23 protein-coding genes are annotated in these 20,524 nt (G+C 58.8%); 15 read left to right on the forward strand and 8 right to left on the reverse strand.

The window, feature by feature from the left end:
- Positions 1-57 precede the first annotated feature (57 nt).
- The gene (locus AB4N92_RS26700) at positions 58-423 is read left to right on the forward strand and encodes a histone-like nucleoid-structuring protein, MvaT/MvaU family (protein WP_021493114.1); all 366 of its coding nucleotides are present in this window, start codon (positions 58-60) and stop codon (positions 421-423) included.
- Between the two features lie 112 nt (positions 424-535).
- On the opposite strand, the gene AB4N92_RS26705 is transcribed toward AB4N92_RS26700, so the two are convergent.
- Positions 536-1,072 carry a DUF4946 domain-containing protein gene (locus AB4N92_RS26705; protein WP_031291339.1) on the reverse strand — a complete coding sequence of 179 codons (537 nt, stop codon included), beginning with the start codon at positions 1,070-1,072 and terminating at the stop codon, positions 536-538.
- Positions 1,073-1,268: 196 nt separating this feature from the next.
- Between AB4N92_RS26705 and gloA the strand changes: the two genes are divergently transcribed.
- The gene (gene gloA / locus AB4N92_RS26710) at positions 1,269-1,790 is read left to right on the forward strand and encodes a lactoylglutathione lyase (protein ID WP_010210364.1); all 522 of its coding nucleotides are present in this window, start codon (positions 1,269-1,271) and stop codon (positions 1,788-1,790) included.
- 49 nt (positions 1,791-1,839) lie between these two features.
- Here gloA and ahpF read toward each other — a convergent pair whose 3' ends face one another.
- The 3 genes from ahpF to AB4N92_RS26725 form a co-directional block, all read right to left on the reverse strand.
- Positions 1,840-3,405, reverse strand: a complete 1,566-nt coding sequence (gene ahpF / locus AB4N92_RS26715; protein ID WP_021493112.1) for an alkyl hydroperoxide reductase subunit F — start codon at positions 3,403-3,405, stop codon at positions 1,840-1,842.
- Between the two features lie 127 nt (positions 3,406-3,532).
- Positions 3,533-4,096 carry an alkyl hydroperoxide reductase subunit C gene (gene ahpC, locus AB4N92_RS26720; protein WP_010210361.1) on the reverse strand — a complete coding sequence of 188 codons (564 nt, stop codon included), beginning with the start codon at positions 4,094-4,096 and terminating at the stop codon, positions 3,533-3,535.
- 143 nt (positions 4,097-4,239) lie between these two features.
- On the reverse strand, positions 4,240-5,166 hold the full coding sequence (locus AB4N92_RS26725) for a site-specific integrase (protein WP_236267248.1): 927 nt from the start codon (positions 5,164-5,166) through the stop codon (positions 4,240-4,242).
- Positions 5,167-5,336: 170 nt separating this feature from the next.
- On the opposite strand from AB4N92_RS26725, the gene AB4N92_RS26730 reads away from it, so the two are divergent.
- Positions 5,337-6,344 (forward strand): DNA-binding protein, encoded by a 1,008-nt coding sequence (locus AB4N92_RS26730; protein WP_236267250.1) that lies wholly within the window; start codon positions 5,337-5,339, stop codon positions 6,342-6,344.
- Here AB4N92_RS26730 and gorA read toward each other — a convergent pair whose 3' ends face one another.
- Complete coding sequence (gorA, locus tag AB4N92_RS26735) at positions 6,345-7,703, reverse strand: glutathione-disulfide reductase (RefSeq protein WP_010210355.1); 1,359 nt, start codon at positions 7,701-7,703, stop codon at positions 6,345-6,347.
- Positions 7,704-7,808: 105 nt separating this feature from the next.
- Positions 7,809-8,648 carry a UTP--glucose-1-phosphate uridylyltransferase GalU gene (gene galU, locus AB4N92_RS26740; protein ID WP_003173830.1) on the reverse strand — a complete coding sequence of 280 codons (840 nt, stop codon included), beginning with the start codon at positions 8,646-8,648 and terminating at the stop codon, positions 7,809-7,811.
- 310 nt (positions 8,649-8,958) lie between these two features.
- Between galU and AB4N92_RS26745 the strand changes: the two genes are divergently transcribed.
- Both AB4N92_RS26745 and AB4N92_RS26750 read left to right on the forward strand, forming a co-directional pair.
- Positions 8,959-9,144 (forward strand): hypothetical protein, encoded by a 186-nt coding sequence (locus tag AB4N92_RS26745; RefSeq protein ID WP_010210353.1) that lies wholly within the window; start codon positions 8,959-8,961, stop codon positions 9,142-9,144.
- 1,001 nt (positions 9,145-10,145) lie between these two features.
- Positions 10,146-10,376: a hypothetical protein gene (locus AB4N92_RS26750; protein WP_010210351.1), complete on the forward strand. Its 231-nt coding sequence runs from the start codon at positions 10,146-10,148 to the stop codon at positions 10,374-10,376.
- Between the two features lie 9 nt (positions 10,377-10,385).
- On the opposite strand, the gene AB4N92_RS26755 is transcribed toward AB4N92_RS26750, so the two are convergent.
- Together AB4N92_RS26755 and AB4N92_RS26760 are read right to left on the reverse strand one after the other, a co-directional pair.
- Complete coding sequence (locus tag AB4N92_RS26755) at positions 10,386-10,667, reverse strand: hypothetical protein (protein WP_010210350.1); 282 nt, start codon at positions 10,665-10,667, stop codon at positions 10,386-10,388.
- 173 nt (positions 10,668-10,840) lie between these two features.
- Positions 10,841-11,194 carry a hypothetical protein gene (locus tag AB4N92_RS26760; RefSeq protein ID WP_010210349.1) on the reverse strand — a complete coding sequence of 118 codons (354 nt, stop codon included), beginning with the start codon at positions 11,192-11,194 and terminating at the stop codon, positions 10,841-10,843.
- A gap of 214 nt (positions 11,195-11,408) precedes the next feature.
- Between AB4N92_RS26760 and AB4N92_RS26765 the strand changes: the two genes are divergently transcribed.
- From AB4N92_RS26765 to AB4N92_RS26810, 10 genes are all read left to right on the forward strand, one after another.
- Entirely contained in the window at positions 11,409-11,711 is a 303-nt protein-coding gene (locus AB4N92_RS26765; RefSeq protein WP_003191319.1) for a DUF1883 domain-containing protein, read from the forward strand.
- A gap of 25 nt (positions 11,712-11,736) precedes the next feature.
- Positions 11,737-11,901, forward strand: coding sequence for a hypothetical protein (locus tag AB4N92_RS26770; protein WP_010210344.1), 165 nt, complete (start codon positions 11,737-11,739; stop codon positions 11,899-11,901).
- Positions 11,902-11,905: 4 nt separating this feature from the next.
- Positions 11,906-12,571 carry a DNA oxidative demethylase AlkB gene (alkB, locus tag AB4N92_RS26775; RefSeq protein ID WP_236267322.1) on the forward strand — a complete coding sequence of 222 codons (666 nt, stop codon included), beginning with the start codon at positions 11,906-11,908 and terminating at the stop codon, positions 12,569-12,571.
- Between the two features lie 77 nt (positions 12,572-12,648).
- A complete protein-coding gene (ada, locus tag AB4N92_RS26780; protein ID WP_010210342.1) occupies positions 12,649-13,701 on the forward strand; it encodes a bifunctional DNA-binding transcriptional regulator/O6-methylguanine-DNA methyltransferase Ada in 1,053 nt (350 codons plus the stop codon).
- A 189-nt stretch (positions 13,702-13,890) separates the two neighbouring features.
- The gene (locus AB4N92_RS26785; protein WP_236267323.1) at positions 13,891-14,952 is read left to right on the forward strand and encodes an NAD(P)H-dependent flavin oxidoreductase; all 1,062 of its coding nucleotides are present in this window, start codon (positions 13,891-13,893) and stop codon (positions 14,950-14,952) included.
- Between the two features lie 119 nt (positions 14,953-15,071).
- Entirely contained in the window at positions 15,072-15,830 is a 759-nt protein-coding gene (gene modA, locus AB4N92_RS26790) for a molybdate ABC transporter substrate-binding protein (protein WP_044287228.1), read from the forward strand.
- Positions 15,831-16,511 (forward strand): molybdate ABC transporter permease subunit, encoded by a 681-nt coding sequence (gene modB / locus AB4N92_RS26795; protein ID WP_044287229.1) that lies wholly within the window; start codon positions 15,831-15,833, stop codon positions 16,509-16,511. It begins immediately after the preceding gene.
- A 5-nt stretch (positions 16,512-16,516) separates the two neighbouring features.
- A complete protein-coding gene (gene modC, locus AB4N92_RS26800; RefSeq protein ID WP_032883058.1) occupies positions 16,517-17,596 on the forward strand; it encodes a molybdenum ABC transporter ATP-binding protein in 1,080 nt (359 codons plus the stop codon).
- Between the two features lie 77 nt (positions 17,597-17,673).
- Positions 17,674-18,711, forward strand: a complete 1,038-nt coding sequence (locus AB4N92_RS26805; RefSeq protein WP_021493104.1) for a DNA topoisomerase IB — start codon at positions 17,674-17,676, stop codon at positions 18,709-18,711.
- A 124-nt stretch (positions 18,712-18,835) separates the two neighbouring features.
- The gene (locus AB4N92_RS26810) at positions 18,836-20,458 is read left to right on the forward strand and encodes an ABC-F family ATP-binding cassette domain-containing protein (protein WP_198730209.1); all 1,623 of its coding nucleotides are present in this window, start codon (positions 18,836-18,838) and stop codon (positions 20,456-20,458) included.
- Positions 20,459-20,524 lie beyond the last annotated feature (66 nt).

Here is a 20,524-nt window from a genome sequence, read left to right on the forward strand (position 1 = left end):
GGCTTATAGCTTTGTCTGCAGTTGATATCAGCCAAACACACTATTGGAGTACCTATTTTGTCCAGACTCGCCGAATTTCGCGCAGCCGAAAAAGCCCTTCAAGAGCAGCTTGCCCAGCTGGAGTCCCTGAAAAACGACGCCGGCCTGAAGAAAGAAATCGAATTCGAAGAAAAGCTCCAGGGCCTGATGAAGACCTACGGCAAAAGCCTGCGTGACATCATTTCCATCCTTGATCCAAACCCGGGCAAGTCCAGCGCTGCAGCCGTCAGCGCACCAAAACAGCGCCGCGCCCGCGTGGTCAAGGTTTACCAGAACCCACACACCGGTGAGCTGATCGAAACCAAAGGCGGCAACCACCGTGGCCTCAAGGCCTGGAAAGAACAGTACGGCGCTGCCACTGTAGACTCCTGGCTTCGCGGCTGATCGCACTGCACTAACAAAGAGCCCCGCTTAAGCGGGGCTTTTTTATTTCAACGGTTCGAAATCGAACTTAAATAACGTTTCATTATGTTCAGAACCGCCGGACATTACACACTTAAAGTTTGAGGCTATCGCGCACCGAACTGACTTCGTCCTTGCTGGCTTCGTACGCATCCGCCTGCCCTGCGTATGAAAAAACATACGCCTTATCGGCATCAACCGCGCCCACCAATGTTTGCGAAAGCACGTGACGCCCGTTTTCGGTTATCACACACGTAGTTTCCAACGCGTCAAGATGACTCAATGTTGTAGGGCGCATCTTGCTGCACACACTTTGATAACCACCTTGGGCAAAATCTTTCTGGATGGACTTGCGCATCTCCAGCAGTACGCCTTGAAGATTAACCTTATGCCCCGCTTCAATCGGCGTCCCCGTCAACTCCATCACCATCAAGGTCGCGCCATTTTCATCATTCTTTATCGCACGCTGTCGCGACACCGGCTGGGGTTTGGCAGGTGCGTCACCATCCGGGACAACCTCTTCAACCTGCCAGCCACTGGGCCAATGAATTTCGGGGTCGGCCGCCAGCACGAAGGAACTGCCCAACAGCACACACACAGCGCTCAACAGCGGTTTACGAAATGCGATCATTGTGAAAAATACCCAAGGTTCAAGCGCCAAAGTTTGAGCCCCCGCGCCCATGTGTCGCAAGGCTTGCTTGGGCTTTTTCATTTGGCGCCTGGGGCGAGCCTTGCGTATCATGGTCCGGCTGCACGGATGCCAGCCGCAAGCCAAGGAACCGCTCACATTTCAGAGCCGCGTTTGCCCCATTTTTTCTGGAGGGCCCATGAGCCTGCACGAACTGAACACTTTCCCGGGCGTCACTGCCCAACCGGACACCGCCACCACGAACTTCGTGTTCAACCACACCATGCTGCGGGTCAAGGACATCACCAAGTCTCTGGACTTCTACACCCGCGTCCTCGGTTTCTCCCTGGTTGAAAAGCGTGACTTTCCGGAAGCCGAATTCAGCCTGTACTTCCTGGCCCTGGTGGACAAGTCCCAGATTCCGGCCGACGCCGCCGAGCGTACCCAGTGGATGAAGTCGATCCCAGGTATCCTGGAACTGACCCACAACCATGGCACCGAAAACGACGCCGACTTTGCCTACCACAATGGTAATACCGACCCACGTGGTTTTGGTCACATCTGTATCTCGGTGCCGGATATCGTCGCTGCCTGCGAACGTTTCGAAGCCCTGGGCTGCGACTTCCAGAAACGCCTGACCGATGGCCGCATGAAAAGCCTGGCCTTCATCAAGGACCCGGACGCGTACTGGGTCGAGATTATCCAGCCCGCACCGCTATAACGAAAAAAACCCCATGATCGCTCATGGGGTTTTCATTGCGGCTTCGGATTTACGCCGGAGCGGAAGTGCGGATCAGGTGATCGAAAGCACTCAGGGAAGCCTTGGCACCCTCGCCCACCGCAATCACGATCTGCTTGTACGGCACCGTCGTCACGTCGCCGGCGGCGAACACACCTGGCAGTGAAGTCTCACCACGCGCATCGACGATGATTTCGCCACGCGGCGTCAGCTCCACGGTGCCTTTGAGCCAGTCGGTGTTGGGCAGCAAACCGATCTGTACGAAGATACCTTCCAGGTCAATGGTCTTGAACTCGCCGCTGTCGCGATCCTTGTACGCCAGGCCGGTGACTTTCTGGCCATCACCTTTCACTTCGCTGGTCAGCGCGCTGGTGATCACGTCAACGTTGGGCAGGCTGTAGAGCTTGCGTTGCAACACGGCGTCGGCGCGCAACTTGCTGTCGAACTCAAGCAAGGTGACATGGCTGACGATGCCGGCCAGGTCGATGGCCGCTTCAACGCCGGAGTTACCACCGCCGATCACCGCTACACGCTTGCCCTTGAACAGCGGGCCGTCGCAGTGCGGGCAGAAGCACACGCCTTTGGCCTTGTATTCCTGCTCGCCCGGCACACCCATTTCGCGCCAGCGGGCGCCGGTGGCCAGGATCACAGTCTTGGACTTGAGGGTCGCACCGCTTTCGAAACGAATTTCGTGCAGGTCACCGGCGTTTTTCGCCGGCACCAGGCTGCTGGCGCGCTGCAGGTTCATGATGTCCACGTCGTACTGGCGTACATGGGCTTCCAGGGCGCTGGCCAGTTTTGGGCCTTCGGTTTCCTGCACCGAGATGAAGTTCTCGATGGACATGGTGTCCAGCACCTGGCCACCAAAACGCTCGGCAGCGACGCCGGTACGAATGCCTTTACGTGCGGCATAGATGGCCGCCGAAGAACCGGCTGGACCACCACCGACGACAAGCACATCAAAGGCGTCTTTGGCGCTGATTTTCTCGGCGGCTTTTTCGATCCCGCTGGTGTCGAGCTTGGCGAGAATTTCTTCCAGGCCCATGCGGCCCTGGCCGAAGTTCACACCGTTCAAGTAAACGCTGGGCACCGCCATGATCTGACGTTCGTCGACTTCAGCCTGGAACAGCGCGCCATCGATGGCGACGTGGCGAATGTTCGGGTTGAGCACAGCCATCAGGTTGAGCGCCTGGACCACGTCCGGGCAGTTCTGGCAGGACAGCGAAAAGTAGGTCTCGAAGCTGAACTCGCCTTTAAGGGCGCGGATCTGTTCAATCACTTCGACACTGGCCTTCGACGGGTGGCCACCGACTTGCAGCAGGGCCAGCACCAACGAAGTGAATTCATGGCCCATGGGGATGCCGGCAAAACGCAGGCTGATCTCGGCACCCGGGCGGTTGATGGAGAACGACGGCTTACGCGCATCATCACCATCGGTTTTCAGGGTAATCAGCGTCGTGAGGCTGACAACATCCTGCAAAAGGGCAAGCATTTCCTGGGATTTCGCGCCGTCGTCGAGGGAGGCGACGATCTCGATCGGCTGGGTGACCCGTTCCAGGTATGACTTCAACTGAGCTTTAAGATTGGCGTCCAACATACGGGCGATTTCCTGTTTATTCGGTTTATTGCAGACAAAAAAACGCCCGAGCGAATCTCGCCCGGGCGTTTTGGGGGCGGATGCAGCTTACTTAAGTGCGGAATACCGCCCTTGAGACTTCACAGACTTAGATCTTGCCGACCAGGTCCAGGGACGGAGCCAGAGTAGCCTCGCCTTCTTTCCACTTGGCTGGGCACACTTCGCCCGGGTGGGCAGCGACGTACTGAGCCGCTTTGATTTTGCGCAGCAGCTCGGAAGCGTCACGGCCAACACCGCCGTCGTTCAGCTCAACAATCTTGATCTGACCTTCTGGGTTGATCACGAACGTACCGCGGTCTGCCAGGCCAGCTTCTTCGATCAGTACGTCGAAGTTGCGGGAGATGGTCAGGGTTGGGTCACCGATCATGGTGTACTGGATTTTGCCGATGGCTGGCGAAGTGTTGTGCCAAGCAGCGTGGGCAAAGTGGGTGTCGGTGGAAACGCTGTAGATTTCGACGCCCAGCTTCTGGAATTCGGCGTAGTTGTCAGCCAGGTCTTCCAGTTCGGTTGGGCAAACGAAGGTGAAGTCGGCTGGGTAGAAGAACACAACGGACCACTTGCCTTTCAGATCGGCGTCGGACACATCTACGAAGTTGCCGTTTTTGTAGGCGGTAGCTTTGAACGGTTTTACTTGGCTGTTGATGATAGGCATCGTTGACTCTCCGTCAGGTTTTGTAGAAGGGCTTAAAGTTGATGAAGTGAATCCTACCCACTCTCTGAGCCGATGGCTCATTGGCAAACCTGATGCTGACGATTGGTTTTCCCTATCAGGAAACTGTATTAATAGAAGAAATCTCAAAGTAGCGGTTGCGTCGCCAGGGTCATGCCAAGAAAGGGCGTCGCTTCAACATAGCGCATGGCGGATTTCATGTCGCTCCAGCCGACGTAACTCATCAACGACTTCAAATCCCAGCCGCTGCGATGGGCCCACGTGGCAAACCCACGACGCAATGAGTGGCTGGTGTATTGCTCGGCGGGAATCCCCGCACGCTCCAGCGCCTGCCGCAGCAATGGGGTTACGCTGTTGGGGTGCAACCCCTCCTCCCCCAGGTTGCCCCAGCGATCGATGCCGCGAAATACCGGGCCACGCACCAACGCCGAGGCACTGAGCCACTCGTTGTAGGCCTGCACCGGGCACAGGCGTAACAGCGCCGGGGTGTGATAGGTCTTGCCGAGGTTGTCGCGGTCGCTTTTGCTGCGTGGCAGATACACGCTGATGCCCGCGCCGGGCGTGGCGTGAACATGCTCGATCTCGAGACGGCACAGCTCATCACTGCGAAACCCGCGCCAGAAGCCCAGCAGGATCAGTGCGGTGTCGCGCTTGGCGCGCAGTAGCCGAGGCAGGTCGTGGGCCGCGGCCTTTGCCTCGCTCTCAAGGGACGCCACCACCTGCTCCAGGTGCTTGAGCTGCAAAGGTTCGGCCTGTTTCTCCTGCGCCGGGTGCACGGCGCGAATACCCTTGAGCACTTTGCGCACCACCGGCGCCTTGGTCGGATCGGGAAAGCCCTGGCTCGTGTGCCACTGCGCTAAAGCCGAAAGCCGCAACTTCAGCGTGTTGACCGCCAATACCCCGGCATGCGCCACCAGATAACGCGCCACGCTGTCGCTGGTGGCGGGCAGGAACCCTCCCCAACTCACTTCGAAATGTTCGATGGCGGCGCGATAGCTGCGTCGCGTGTTATCGCGGGTGGCGGCATCGAGATAACGGTCCAGATCGCTCATGGGAGGCCTATTCGTACGGCTGGCAGGTGTTTGCGCGGTTTAAACGCATATGACACGGGATAATACGCCAATATCCCATCTGTTAAATCATGAATTCAAACCGTATTTTGTTCATGATATGATACGTATATACATACCATGTACCACAATACGAAATCGACGGAGACCCCATGGCTCGCGGCGGCATTAACAAAGCAGTAGTCCAAACGGCGCGCTTGGCAATCCTCGCCCGCGGCGAAAACCCCAGCATCGACGCCGTACGCATCGAAATGGGCAACACGGGCTCGAAAACCACGATTCATCGCTATCTGAAGGAGCTGGACGAGAGCGAGACCCGTGCCACCATTACCGAGGCGCCTATCGACGACGAGCTTGGCGAGTTAGTGGCGCGCCTGGCGCAACGATTAAAGGAAAAAGCCCAGGAGTCCATCGACCTGGCCATGGCGCAGTTCGAGCAACAGAAAGCCGCCCTGCTCACCCAGGTCGAAGCCCTTGAAGAGGCCCACAGCCAGCTCAAGCAACAATTTGATATCCAGGCCGCCGCCCTTGCAGAGGAAAGCGCCGCGCTGCAAACCGCCAGCACCAGCCTGCAGACCGAACAAACCCGTAACGCCGGGCTGAGCCAGGCGTGCAGTGATTACGAGTTAAGGATCAGCGACAAGGACGAGCAGATTCGCTCACTGGAAGAAAAGCATTTACACGCCCGGGATGCCTTGGAGCATTACCGCCATGCAATCAAGGAGCAGCGTGAGCAGGAACAGCGTCGCCACGAAGGTCAACTGCAACAGGTCCAGGCTGAACTGCGCCAAGCGCAGCAGAGCGCCATGGTGCGCCAGGATGAAATCACCCAGCTGCATCGCGACAATGAGCGACTGTTGATTGAGCATCGAGTGGCATCGAAAGCGTTGACGGCGCTACAGGAACAATCCCGCAAAGATCAGGCCCAGATGCTCAAGCTGAATGAACAAGTGGGCCTGATTGACAGCGAGCGCACCCTGCTGCAGGAGCGTCTGCGCGTTGCCGTGCTGGAGAGCCAGTCACGCCAGGCAGCATTGGCGGAACACCAGCACGCCAACAAAACCTTGGAATTGGACCTGATCAAGGCCCAGGCCAGCCTTGAGGCATTGCGCCTGGCGACCGTCGTTGCGACGGCGCCAGAGGCAACGCCCGAGGACTGATCAGTCGGCCACAGGCGTGCGCATGGTGACAAACTCTTCCGCCGCCGTGGGGTGTACGCCGATGGTGTCATCGAAATGCTGCTTGGTCGCACCCGCTTTGAGTGCGATCGCCAGGCCCTGGACGATTTCACCCGCGTCCGGACCGACCATGTGGCAACCCAACACTTGATCGGTATCGGCGTCCACCACCAGCTTCATCAGGGTCTTTTCCTGGCACTCGGTCAGGGTCAGCTTCATCGGCCGGAAACGGCTTTCAAAGATCTGCACCTTGTGGCCCTTCTCTTTCGCTTCTTCTTCGGTGAGGCCCACGGTGCCAATGTTCGGCAGGCTAAACACCGCGGTCGGGATCATCGCGTAGTCGACCGGGCGATACTGCTCAGGCTTGAACAGGCGGCGCGCCACGGCCATGCCCTCGGCCAGGGCCACCGGCGTCAGTTGCACGCGACCGATCACATCGCCGATGGCCAGGATTGATGCATCGGCGGTCTGGTACTGGTCATCCACCTCAATGAAGCCGCGCTTGTCGAGTTTGACGCCGGTATTCTCCAGCCCCAGGTTGTCCAGCATCGGACGCCGCCCGGTGGCGTAGAACACACAGTCGGCCTCCAGCACGCGGCCGTCCTTCAACGTCGCCTTGAGGCTGCCGTCGGCCTGCTTGTCGATACGCTCGATATCGGCATTGAATTGCAGATCCAGGCCACGCTTGGTCAGCTCTTCTTTCAGGTGCGTGCGCACCGAACCGTCGAAACCGCGCAGGAACAGATCACCGCGATACAGCAGCGTGGTTTGCGCGCCCAGGCCATGGAAGATTCCTGCGAACTCCACGGCAATGTAACCACCCCCGACGACCAGTACGCGCTTCGGCAATTCCTTGAGGAAGAACGCCTCATTGGAGCCAATGGCATGTTCATGCCCCGGAATCTCCGGAATTTGCGGCCAGCCACCCGTCGCAATCAGAACATGCTTGGCGGTGAAGCGCTCGCCATTGATCTCGACCTGATGCGCATCGACCAGCCGCGCATGCCCTTCGTGCAACGTCACGCCGCTGTTGACCAGCAAGTTGCGGTAGATGCCATTGAGGCGGTTGATCTCGCGGTCCTTGTTGGCGATCAGGGTGGCCCAATCAAAATTCGCCTCACCCAGGGACCAGCCAAACCCACTGGCCTGCTCAAAGTCTTCGGCGAAATGTGCGCCGTACACCAGCAGCTTTTTCGGTACGCAGCCGACGTTGACGCAGGTGCCGCCCAGGTAACGGCTTTCCGCCACAGCCACCTTGGCTCCAAAGCCCGCGGCAAAACGGGCCGCACGAACACCGCCGGAACCGGCGCCAATCACATACAGGTCAAAATCGTAGGCCATTTCACTCTCCTCGGCAGGCAATCAGCATACCGACTTACATGGGGCTGAAAAACGAAAAAGCCACCCTAAGGTGGCTTTTTTAGAACAGGCTGCTTATTGGGTTAATCAGTAAGCCTTGCCAGTCTTGTAGAAGTGTTCGTAGCAGAAGTTGGTCGCCTCGATGTAGCCTTCAGCGCCGCCGCAGTCGAAACGCTGGCCCTTGAACTTGTAGGCAATCACGCAACCGTCTTTGGCTTGCTTGAGCAGGGCGTCGGTGATCTGGATTTCGCCGCCCTTGCCTGGCTCGGTTTCTTCGATCAACTTGAAGATATCCGGGGTCAGGATGTAACGACCAATGATTGCCAGGTTGGAAGGTGCATCTTCCGGTGCTGGTTTTTCAACCATGTCACGTACGCGGATCAGGCCATCGCCAATGTCGTCGCCGGCAATAACACCGTACTTGTTGGTTTCAGTCGGGTTCACTTCCATCACTGCAACGATGGTGCAACGGTATTTCTGGTACAGCTTGACCATCTGGGTCAGCACACCATCGCCTTCCAGGTTCACACACAGGTCATCCGCCAGTACCACGGCGAACGGCTCGTCACCGATCAGCGGGCGACCGGTCAGGATGGCGTGGCCAAGGCCTTTCATCTGGGTCTGACGCGTGTAGGAGAACGAGCACTCGTCCAGCAGTTTGCGGATGCCGACCAGGTATTTTTCCTTGTCGGTGCCCTTGATCTGGTTTTCCAGCTCGTAGCTGATGTCGAAGTGGTCTTCCAGCGCGCGCTTACCACGGCCAGTGACGATGGAGATCTCGTTCAGACCGGCATCCAGGGCCTCTTCGACGCCGTACTGAATCAGTGGCTTGTTCACCACCGGCAGCATCTCTTTGGGCATGGCTTTGGTCGCTGGCAGGAAGCGAGTGCCGTAACCGGCTGCTGGGAACAAGCATTTCTTGATCATATAAGTCCTTACAAAGGGCTGTGCGTACGGAATTCGGCGCAGTCTAATCAGGCCGCAGTCACCTTACAATGGGTCCTGCTGGCGTTGCGATGTCATCATAGAGAAAAAATCTCAGCGTAAGTTCCGCTGATCTTACGAGGCGCATGCTCACCGCCTCGGCGAAAGACGCTTGCCCCTCAATGTATCAAAGGGCTGCACCCTTTTTAGCACGCTTTTGCAACCGGAACACTGACTTGGAATAACGTGCGCTGGATTGCGGTATTTGGCGCTATCATAAGGGCCTTGAACCACACCACGAGATATTTGATAGATGTCAGAACCAAAAGGCGTGAACGGCTACCTGATCACACAGCGAGCGGACGGTTGGCATTTGATCAACTTCCACGGCGACAGCGTCGCCGGCGCATTTCCGAGCGAAAGCCAGGCTATCGCCGTAGCTGAAGTGTTCGTGGATGAAGCGGGGCATGCATCGAGCAAACGGCCGAAAGGCAAGTAAACCTTGCAGGCTGCGCGAAAAAGCCCCGATTAACGGGGCTTTTTCGTGCTCGGAACCGTAACCTCATTGATACCGATCTCGGTAAAACTCTTCCCACCGAATTGAATTATTTTTTATTGATACCTCTATAAGCTGCTCGACTGGCATGCCTTCTGGGGGCCACTGTATGCCAGGGGGCCATGCTGGGGGCCGAACTGGGGGCCAGTCCAATTGGTGGGGCCACTCTGCGGGCCGAGCTGGGCATTCGGTCCTCGGTGGCTCGGGAGCAACTACGGGCGGCTGCCATTTAGTGACGTCAACGACGAACAAGTGCTTTAGAGAGGATGGGTACTTAGATCTATAGTTTGAGGCGCCTAACATCGCGATCATCGAGTTGCGAACAACTCTGCTATCAACGTTATTTTCGTTTGTCGGCGCTTCGTACGTTGCCACTCCACCTACTAATGACACAAGTTCGTACGCTTCTCCGGCGCTATATTTCACTACACGCGTCACTTCACTAGCATTTCCCTCGCAAAATTCCTCTGGGATGTACGACACTTTAACTGTATCCATTTCGCTCATGATAGCGCCTCCCGGCTCATTCCCATCGTCTCAAGCATCCGACCGATACCGCACGTCACGCGCGTAAACGTTCTACTCGCTTCCCTTGAATGCCCGCGCTTTCTGCCTGGTTCGTTTGCCCGCATCGTTACGTTGTCCGCTGGTCGTCAGACGTTGCTCACCTGCACCGCTAAGCGTCAGGAATAACGTTCCGACCAGTGAGCGCCATTGTGAATTAACCGGGAATTGACTGAGTACTGTGAGAAATACTAGTTTTTTAGACCCATTCGGAATCTACAAACGCAGCGTAACTCTCAGTCTCTATTTGCCGCTGAGACAAAAACACCGTCCAACACGACTCGCCCGCTCACATCCGTTAAACTTTCGACCGAATCAATGCAAAAATGCCGCGCAAACCCTAGGTTTACTCGGCATTCGTCTTTTTGGGGAAGTCTTTCATGAAACGCGAACACGTCATGGCTCGCCAGGCCGAAGGCCAGATAACGGCCACTCACATCATCCAGAGCCCGGCCGATCTTGGGGAGTGGATCGTATTCTTCAAGAAAAGCGGTGGCCGCAGTTTTTTCCTGGTGGACGATCAGGACGAGGTTGAGTCTTTCCCTCGCCTGGATGATCTGGTGGAGACTATCCGTGGATTAGGCATCAAGTTTGCCGATATTCAAATGTAGGCGTAATGCTTACTTGCAGACCACGACTACACTGCGACCTTTGAAGTTGCCTACGTCTTGGCCCAAGGTCTTTTCACTTTCCTTGAGTGCAGGCGTGCCTTCGGTGCCGACGATACGGTAACCGGTGCCTGCACAGGAGGCGTCGGCCTTTTCATAGCAACTGGCCCAGGAATTGGCCTCGCCGGAACAATCAATAGTCAGCCCTTGTTCGCCGTTTTTCAGGTAGACGTCAGAGGTGGTCGTGCAGCCGCCGAGTGCCATTACCGCAATCAGTGCAAGAATCTTGTTCATATAGGTTCATCGTCGTAGGAATTGGAAAGAGCGCAGACACTGTCGTGGGGCGTTTGGTCGAGATTATAGCGAACTGCCATCTACGTACACACAGCCATGAAAAAAGCCCGGCCCCGCAATCATGGGACCAGGCTTTTTATCGGATTCGAAGTCGCAGGGTGAAACGGGCGTTATCAGCCGGAAATGCAGTCCTCGCCAGCCTTCTTCACGTCACCCGGACGGATCGGCACGTTAGACATGCTCTCGTAGAGCTTGATACTGCTACCACTGGAGCGTTCATCAATTTCGAAAATCGCTGATGGATCGGCCGAAAACTTTTGCGGCACAATCACCTGCACACCACCTTCCTTATGCGGTTCGATCTGCGGTGGCCGACGGGTTGCCGACAGTTTCTGCACCACACATGCGGCGTATTCCTGTGGCTTCTTCCCGGAAATAACCGCCAAGGTCGGAGGGGTCTGCTTGATATCTGCAACCGAAGCACACCCACCAATCGCCAGGGCCAGAACCAACACACTCCACTTCATACTAAAACCTCCGATAAAGATCCTACGACAGCGGGAATGGTAATTTTCTCCCGCCCACGTAGGATTTATCCGTGATAACTCGGTAAATAACTGTTTTAAATTGTCGACGTCGTTGAAGACGGGCCGATAATAAACGTGCTGGGGCTGATAAACTCCATCTTAACCTACGTATCGTTCTGATTTTTCAGAAAAAGCCCTTCTGGAGCCCTTACCCATGAAATTCATCCATCAGCGTGAGCACCTCAACGAGGGCGACATTGTCGTCATCGAATGCTCGCAAACTTGTAATATCCGTCTGATGAGCGATGCGAATTTTCGCAGTTTCAAGAATGGCGGCCGTCACACCTATCACGGCGGCGCCTTCGACAAGTTCCCGGCCAAAATAACCGCCCCGAGCACCGGGTTCTGGAACATCACCCTGGACGTGGTCACGCGCCGCGCAATCAGCGTGACCCGCAAACCCGCGTTGTCCCACAAGATCCGCATTGTGCGGCGCACCAGCTCCAAGCTGAGCTGATCCGCACACTTCACAGGAAATAGCCGTGACCACCACAAAATACGTAATCAAGTACAAGCTCAACGGCGAACGCCGCTTTGAGTTCGCCCAACTGCAGACCAACAGCGTGGAAGAAGCCAAGCAAGCCCTGGAGAAAATTCACGATGCCAGTGATGAAATCACCGACATCAATGTGAGCAAGGCGCTGTAAGCCAATGCCCGGCCCCACCGCCGACCTGTTCGCCGACGACGTCCTGCAGCAACCCGCAGGGCGTGAGCAAATTGGCGAACAGTCCTACGTATTACGGGGCCTAGCCCTACCCTGGATTGAACGCATTCTGCCGGAATTGCGACGGGTGCTGGCTCAGTCACCGTTTCGGCAAATGGTGACACCTGGCGGTTTTACCATGTCGGCGGCATTGAGCAGTTGCGGCGATCTGGGCTGGACCACCGACACGTCCGGTTACCGCTACTCGCCAGTCGACCCGCGCAGCCAACAGCCGTGGCCACAAATGCCAGAGGTGTTGCGTCAATTGGCGGTGCAGGCGGCGGCACAGGCCGGTTTTTTCGACTTTGCTCCCGACGCCTGCCTGATCAACCGCTATGTGCCCGGCGCAAAAATGTCCCTGCACCAGGACAAAAACGAGCGTCGCTATAGCGAACCGGTTGTATCAATATCGCTTGGCCTACCGGCGATCTTCCTGTTTGGCGGACATGAGCGCAGTGACAAACCCCGGAAAGTCTCGCTGTTCCATGGTGATGTGGTGGTCTGGGGTGGCGTGGATCGCCTGCACTTCCACGGGGTGATGCCGATCAAGGACGGTGTGCATCCGATCATGGGGCCGCAACGCATCAACCTCACGTTTCGCACTGCCGGTTGATTTGACCGCAAGCTTCGGAGTGTCCAGATGCGCACGGCGCGATTAATCTGGCCAACGATCCGTCAAGAGTGCCGACCATGATGACTGAACAAGACCCGCGCTGGGCAGCGATCCTGGCCCGCGATCCCAAGGCCGATGCGCTGTTTGTCTACGGCGTGAAGACCACCGGTGTGTACTGTCGCCCCAGCAGTGCCTCACGTTTGCCGCGCCCGGAAAACATCGAATTTTTCGACACCGCGGCGCAGGCCGAAGCTGCAGGTTATCGCGCCAGCAAACGCGCAGCCGGGGACCAGACGCAGTTGGTTGCGCACCACGCGCAACTGGTAGCCGACGCTTGCCGACGTATCGAACAGGCTGACACCCCGCCCAGCCTGAACGCGCTGGCCATGCAAGCCAACCTCAGTCCCTTCCACTTCCACCGCGTGTTCAAAGCCGTCACGGGATTGACGCCCAAGGGCTACGCCAGCGCCCATCGCTCACGCAAGGTGCGCGATGGGCTCAAAGCCTCGCACTCGGTGACGGAGGCTTTGTATGACGCGGGTTTCAACTCCAACAGCCGCTTTTATGAATCGGCTGACCAGCTTCTCGGTATGAAGCCCAGTGATTACAAGGCTGGCGGTACCAACACTGCGATTCTGTTTGCGGTCGGTCAATGCACGCTGGGGGCGATCCTGGTGGCGCAAAGTGCCCGTGGTGTGTGCGCAATTCTGCTGGGGGACGATCCCGACCAATTGGTACGCGATCTGCAGGACCAGTTTCCCAAGGCCGAACTGGTAGGCGCCGACCAGCGCTTCGAACAGTGTGTGGCACAGGTCGTGGGGTTTATCGAAGCACCTGCGCTCGGCCTGGACCTGCCCCTGGATCTGCGCGGCACGGCCTTTCAGGAACGGGTGTGGCAAGCCTTGCGCGACATTCCACCGGGAAGCACGGCCAGCTACGCGCAAGTCGCCGCACGAATCGGCGCGCCGAAGTCTTTCCGCGCAGTCGCTCAGGCATGCGGCGCGAACAGCCTTGCGGTCGCCATTCCTTGCCACCGCGTGGTACGCAGTAATGGCGATCTGTCGGGATACCGCTGGGGTGTGGAACGCAAGCAGCAGTTGCTCGCTCGGGAGCAGTTGCCGAAGGCCTAGCGAGTGCTTTCTCTTTGGAAACCCACGCAACCCACATTGATAAGCGGATTCATGCGGTGCGGGGTGACGCTCTCAACGGGTGGCACACCACGAAACGTTCCGTTCGTCCAGTGAATAAAACAGAGTGGCCGGGTGTTGTGAGCCCTGTTAAAACAGCCAAAAGCCTCATTAACGCTGGAGAGACATCCCATGAGCACCTGGCCCGACACCCGCATTATCGACCTGCTGGGGATCGAACTGCCCATCATCCAGGCGCCCATGGCCGTGGGCACTACCACCGCCATGGTCATCGAGGCCAGTAAAGCCGGGGCGCTGGGCTCATTACCGGCTGCAGCACTGAGTCTCGCGCAACTGCGCGAAGCGTTGGTCACGGTCCGTGAGGCCAGCCCACGTCCGATCAATGTGAATTTCTTCTGCCACCAACCGCCAGCACCCGACGCCGCGCGTGACCGCCACTGGAAGGACCTGCTGGAACCCTACTACCGCGAACTGGGTGCCGATTTTCAGGCGCCAACACCCGTGTCCAACCGCGAGCCGTTCAACGAAGCGGCTTGCCAGTTCATCGAAGAATTGCGACCCGAGGTCGTCAGTTTTCACTTCGGCCTACCGGAAAAAGCTTTGCTCGACCGGGTAAAAGCCACGGGCGCGAAAGTGCTGTCCTCGGCCACCACCGTGGAAGAAGCGATCTGGCTGGAGCAGCACGGCTGCGATGCAATTATCGCCATGGGCAGTGAAGCGGGCGGGCATCGTGGCTTGTTTCTCAGCGATGATCTCAACACCCAGATCGGCCTGTTCGCCTTGCTGCCACAAGTCGTTGACGCCGTAAGCGTGCCGGTGATTGCCGCCGGGGGTATCGGTGATGCGCGCGGGATTGTGGCGGCCTTTGCCCTGGGTGCTTCGGCGGTGCAAATCGGCACGGCTTACCTGTTTACCCCTGAAGCCAATGTCACCCCTTCGCACCACCACGCATTGCGCCATGCCCAGGCCAGCGAGACCGCACTGACCAACCTGTTCACCGGTCGACCGGCACGAGGCATCGTCAACCGGGTCATGCGTGAGCTGGGCCCAATCAACCCCGCGGCTCCCGCATTCCCTACCGCCGGTGGTGCACTGATTCCGCTCAAAGCCAAGGACGAAGCAGGCTTCAGCAACCTCTGGTCCGGCCAGGCGCTGCGCCTGGGCAGAGACACCACCACCTACGCGCTGACGCGCGAACTGGCGGAGCAGGCGCTGGCCAAAATCACCCCATAGAACCTGCTCCCGCGGCAACTTTGCACTGTACCGGCAATGGCCAACCGCTATATATTCCCATACATAGCGGTTACACCTTCGACCCATAACGCGCCGTACACCCTCAGAGGAGCTGCTTCATGAAGATTCACGCCTCACGCCTGGCGGTCCTGGTCGCTGCCCTCGCCTTCGGTTCGGCGCATGCCGATGAAGTGCAGGTGGCCGTGGCCGCCAACTTCACCGCACCGATCCAAGCGATTGCCGCCGACTTCGAAAAAGACACCGGTCACACACTGGTCGCCGCCTACGGTGCCACCGGCCAGTTCTACACCCAAATCAAGAATGGCGCGCCGTTCGAAGTATTCCTGAGCGCTGACGACACTACGCCTCAAAAGCTTGAAGCCGAAGGTGACGCCGTCAAAGGCTCACGCTTTACCTACGCCGTCGGCACCCTGGCGCTGTGGTCGGCCAAGGAAGGTTACGTCGACGCCAAAGGCGACGTGCTGAAGAAAAACGAGTTCAAGCACCTGTCGATTGCCAACCCCAAAGCCGCGCCCTACGGCCTCGCTGCCACCCAAGTGCTGGCCAAGGAAGGTCTGACCGAGAAGGTCAAAGACAAGATCGTCGAAGGCCAGAACATCACCCAGGCCTACCAATTCGTGTCCACCGGCAACGCCGAGCTGGGCTTTGTCGCCTTGTCGCAGATCTATAAAGACGGCAAAGTCAGCAGCGGTTCGGCGTGGATCGTTCCAGCCGCCCTGCACGACCCGATCAAACAAGACGCGGTGATCCTCAACAAGGGCAAGGACAGCGCCGCTGCCAAGGCGTTGGTCGACTACCTGAAGGGGCCTAAAGCCGCTGCTGTCATCCAGTCCTATGGTTACGAGCTGGCCAAGTAAATGCCGTTATCGAGTGCCGATTTTTCCGCCATCTGGTTGACTGTCCAACTGGCCTCCCTGACCACGCTGATCCTGCTGGTCATCGGCACTCCGATCGCCCTGTGGCTGTCGCGCACCCGCTCCTGGTGGCGCGGTCCCATCGGCGCTGTCGTTGCCCTGCCGTTGGTGTTGCCACCGACGGTGATCGGCTTCTACCTGCTGCTGACCATGGGCCCGAATGGCTACGTCGGCCAGTTCACCCAATGGCTGGGCCTGGGCACCCTCACCTTCAGCTTCGCCGGGCTGGTCGTCGGCTCGGTGATCTATTCCATGCCGTTCGTGGTGCAACCCTTGCAGAACGCGTTCTCCGCCATCGGCACACGCCCGCTGGAAGTGGCCGCGACCTTGCGCGCCAATCCGTGGGACACGTTTTTCACGGTGATTTTGCCCTTGGCGCGACCAGGGTTTATCACCGCCTCCATCCTGGGTTTCGCGCACACCGTCGGTGAATTCGGCGTGGTGCTGATGATCGGCGGCAATATTCCGGACAAGACCCGGGTGGTGTCCGTGCAGATCTATGACCATGTTGAAGCCATGGAATATGCCCAGGCTCACTGGTTGGCCGGTTCCATGGTGGTGTTCGCGTTCCTGGTGTTGCTGGCGCTCTATTCCAGCCGTAAAACCAAGATGGGCTGGAGTTGATGTCGATGATCGATGTACGCCTGTACCTCAAGTATTCGGCCTTTGCCCTGGATGTGGATCTGCATTTGCCTGGTCGCGGTGTGACTGCGCTGTACGGGCATTCCGGTTCCGGCAAGACCACCTGCCTGCGTTGCATCGCCGGGCTGGAGCGTGCCGAAGACGGGTTTATCCAGATCAATGATGACGTCTGGCAAGACAGCCGTAACGGGGTGTTCGTGCCTCCCCATAAACGCGCGCTGGGTTACGTCTTTCAGGAAGCCAGCCTGTTTGTGCATCTGTCGGTGCGGGCCAACCTGGAATTCGGTCTCAAACGTATTCCCCGCCAGCAGCGCCGTGTCGATATGGCCCAGGCCACCGAGTTACTCGGCATCGGCCACCTGCTTGATCGGCATCCCCAGCACCTTTCCGGCGGTGAGCGCCAACGCATTGGCATCGCCCGCGCGTTGCTCACCAGCCCCAGCTTGTTATTGATGGACGAACCCCTGGCCGCCCTCGACAGCCAGCGCAAAGGCGAAATCCTGCCGTACCTCGAACGCCTGCACGATGAGCTGGACATCCCGGTGCTGTACGTCAGCCATGCCCAGGATGAGGTGGCACGCCTGGCCGATCACATCGTCTTGCTCAGCGACGGCAAGGCCCTGGCCAGCGGGCCCATCGGCGAAACCCTGGCGCGGCTTGACCTGCCCCTGGCGCGGGGCGACGACGCGGGTGTAGTGATCGACGGCGCGGTCAGTGCCTATGACCCTCACTATCAGTTGCTCACCCTGCAACTGCCCGCCAGCGCCTTGCACATGCGCGTGGCCCATGCGCCGTTGGCGGTGGGCAAAGCGCTGCGTATCAAGGTGCAGGCGCGTGATGTCAGCCTCAGCCTGCAAGCCGAGGAACACAGCAGCATCCTCAACCGCCTGCCGGTAACGGTCACCCAGGAGATCTCCGCGGACAACAGCGCGCACGTGCTGGTGCGCCTGGACGCCTGTGGCACGCCGTTGCTGGCGCGCATCACGCGCTTCTCCCGCGACCAGCTGCAACTGCACCCTGGCCAGAGGCTGTGGGCACAGATCAAGGCCGTCGCAGTCTTGGCGTAAGCAACCTTTTGGCACGACCGCACACCGCTGCGGTCCATCAGACATACCGGCCTGATTTTTGCCAAGGAACCTGCCCCATGTCTGACTCTGCACTGCCCCGCGACCTGCATTACGTTGACGACACCCAGCCCGGCATCCGCCGTAAGACAGTACGGGGCAGGTTCCAATACTTCGACCCCCAGGGCGTGCGCATTACCGATGCCGAGGAGATCAAGCGCCTGAACGCCCTGGCGGTCCCGCCTGCGTACACCGACGTATGGATCTGCGCCGACCCGCGCGGGCATCTGCAAGCCACCGGCCGCGACGCCCGTGGCCGTAAGCAATACCGTTATCACCCACGCTGGCGCGAGGTGCGCGACAGTGACAAGTACTCCCGGTTGCAGGAGTTCGGCAACGCCCTGCCGAAATTGCGCAAGCAGTTGGAGGCAAAAATCGCCGAACCCGGCTTCACCCGTGAAAAAGTCTTGGCCACGGTGGTGATGCTGCTCGACGCCACACTGATCCGCGTCGGCAATACCCAGTATGCGCGGGACAACAAATCCTACGGGCTGACCACCCTGCGCACCCGCCATGTGGATGTGAAAGGCAGCGAAATCCAGTTCCAGTTTCGCGGCAAGAGTGGCGTGGAGCACCAGATCAGCGTCAAGGACCGCCGCTTGGCCACGGTGGTCAAGCGCTGCCTGGAATTGCCAGGGCAGAACCTGTTCCAGTACCTGGACGAGGATGGCGAGCGCCACACCGTCAGCTCCCACGACGTGAATGACTACCTGCACAGCCTCACTGGCGCCGACTTTACCGCCAAGGACTACCGCACCTGGGCCGGCACCGCCATGGCGCTGGCCGTGTTGCGGGAATTGGAGTGGCAGCCCGAGTCCGATGCCAAAAGGCACGTGGTGGCGATGGTCAAGGATGTCGCCAAGCAGCTGGGCAACACCCCGGCGGTGTGCCGCAAGTGTTACATCCACCCTGCGGTGCTGGAGCATTTCAGCCTCGGCGAACTCTCCAAACTGCCCAAGCCGCGGTTGCGCAAAGGGCTCAAGGCTGAAGAAGTGGCCTTGGCGATGTTCCTTGAGCAACTTGCGGCGGACTTGCCGAAAAAAGCCAAGACGGGTTAGGCTTGGCCTCCCTTCTGATCCGCAGGACGACCGCCGACGTGAACAACTAAGCCTTCCAAAATGTATCTGCAACGAGCCGCCTGGCGCGCTTGTTGGCCTGTCCGACATTTTTTTGGAGGTGCTGATGACTGACGTCAACCGGCTGCCCACGCTTGTTTCCCTGCAACACCTGAGTGTCCAGTTCGCCAATGGCGAAACCCTGCTGGATGACCTGTGCCTGTCCATCGATCACACCCCTACCGGTATAGTCGGCCGTAACGGACGGGGCAAAAGCGTCCTCGCCAAGCTGATCGCCGGGCTGCTGTCGCCCTCCTCCGGCACGCTGAGTGGCCCGCCCGGTACTATCTACGTTGCGCAGAATGTCGTGGTTGCGCCGGGGGAAACCGTCGCCGACCTCACCGGCACCGCTGCGATACTGGCCGCCCTTGACCGCATGGCCCGAGGCGCCGCACAGCCCGATGACCTGGAATTGATCGACGACCGCTGGGGCTTGGCCGAACGCTTGCGCAATGCCTTGGATGCTGCGGGGTTATCGCAGCTGGCTTTTGATACCCCAGCCGATCAACTCAGTGGCGGCCAGTTGGCCAGGGTCGCGATCATCGGCGCGCTGCTCGCCGCTCCGCCGTTGCTGGTCCTCGATGAACCCACCAACCACCTCGACAACGATGGCCGCGCCTGGCTGCTGCGTGTACTTGGCGATTGGCGTGGCGGCCTGGTGGTGGTCAGTCATGATCGGTCATTGCTCAACGCCATGGCGCGCATCGTAGAACTGTCGCCCCTTGGTGTCAGCGTGTATGGCGGCAACTACGATGCCTACCGTCGGCAGCGTGATGCGGAACAACAGGCCGCCATCGCCGCGCTGGACCATGCACGCCTGGAGCGCAGCCGCGAGCGGCGGCGCCTGCAAAAAGACCACGACAACCTGCAACGCAACGCCGCGCGATCACGCAAACATGCGGAAACCGCCAACGTCGACCGTTTCACCAAGGCGCGCTGGAAAGGCGCCGCCACGCAGATCGTCAGCAGCGTGCGCAGTGCGCATTGGCAGCACAAGCACGAATTGGATGCGCAGGTGCGCCAGGCTTATGAACGGGTCGAAGAGGAAACGCCGACGCTGTTGGCATTGCCTGCATCAGCGGTGCCCAACGGACGGCAGGTGCTGTCCTTGATCGACGTACAATTGCCGTGGTTACCGTCAAGCGGCCTCACTGTGCATCTCGCAGGTCCGGTGCGCGTCGCCGTGCGTGGGCCCAACGGATGCGGCAAGTCCACGTTACTCAAGGTACTGGCCGGTGAGTGGCAGGCTGTCGCGGGTGAATGCAGTGTGCCTCTGCCCTGCGCCTACATCGACCAACACCTTGCGCTGCTGGACGATCGACGCTCCATCGTCGAACACCTCAACCTGCTCGACACCCCACTGGCCGAAGCCGAGTTGCGCACGCGCCTGGCGTTGCTGCACCTGGATGCCTCGCGCGTCACCCAACCCACCGGGCAACTCAGCGGCGGTGAACGCTTGAAGGCCGCGATGGCGATTGCCTTATGGGGTGACAAACCGGCGCAACTGCTGTTGCTGGACGAACCGACCAACCATTTGGACCTCGAGTCGGTGATGGCTTTTGAACAGGCGCTGCAGGGTTTCAACGGGGCGATGCTGGTGGTATCCCATGACGCCACGTTCATCCAATCGATCAAGCCAACCCATTTCCTGGATTGGCATCACACAGGTTGGTCATTGACGCCTGCCTGAGGTCATTGCATGCGCGCGTAAAGCGTCCTACGGTAGTGGCCGGATAATCTCATCGAGGAACCCGGC

The sequence above is a fragment of the Pseudomonas sp. S3_A09 genome, from assembly GCF_054668065.1.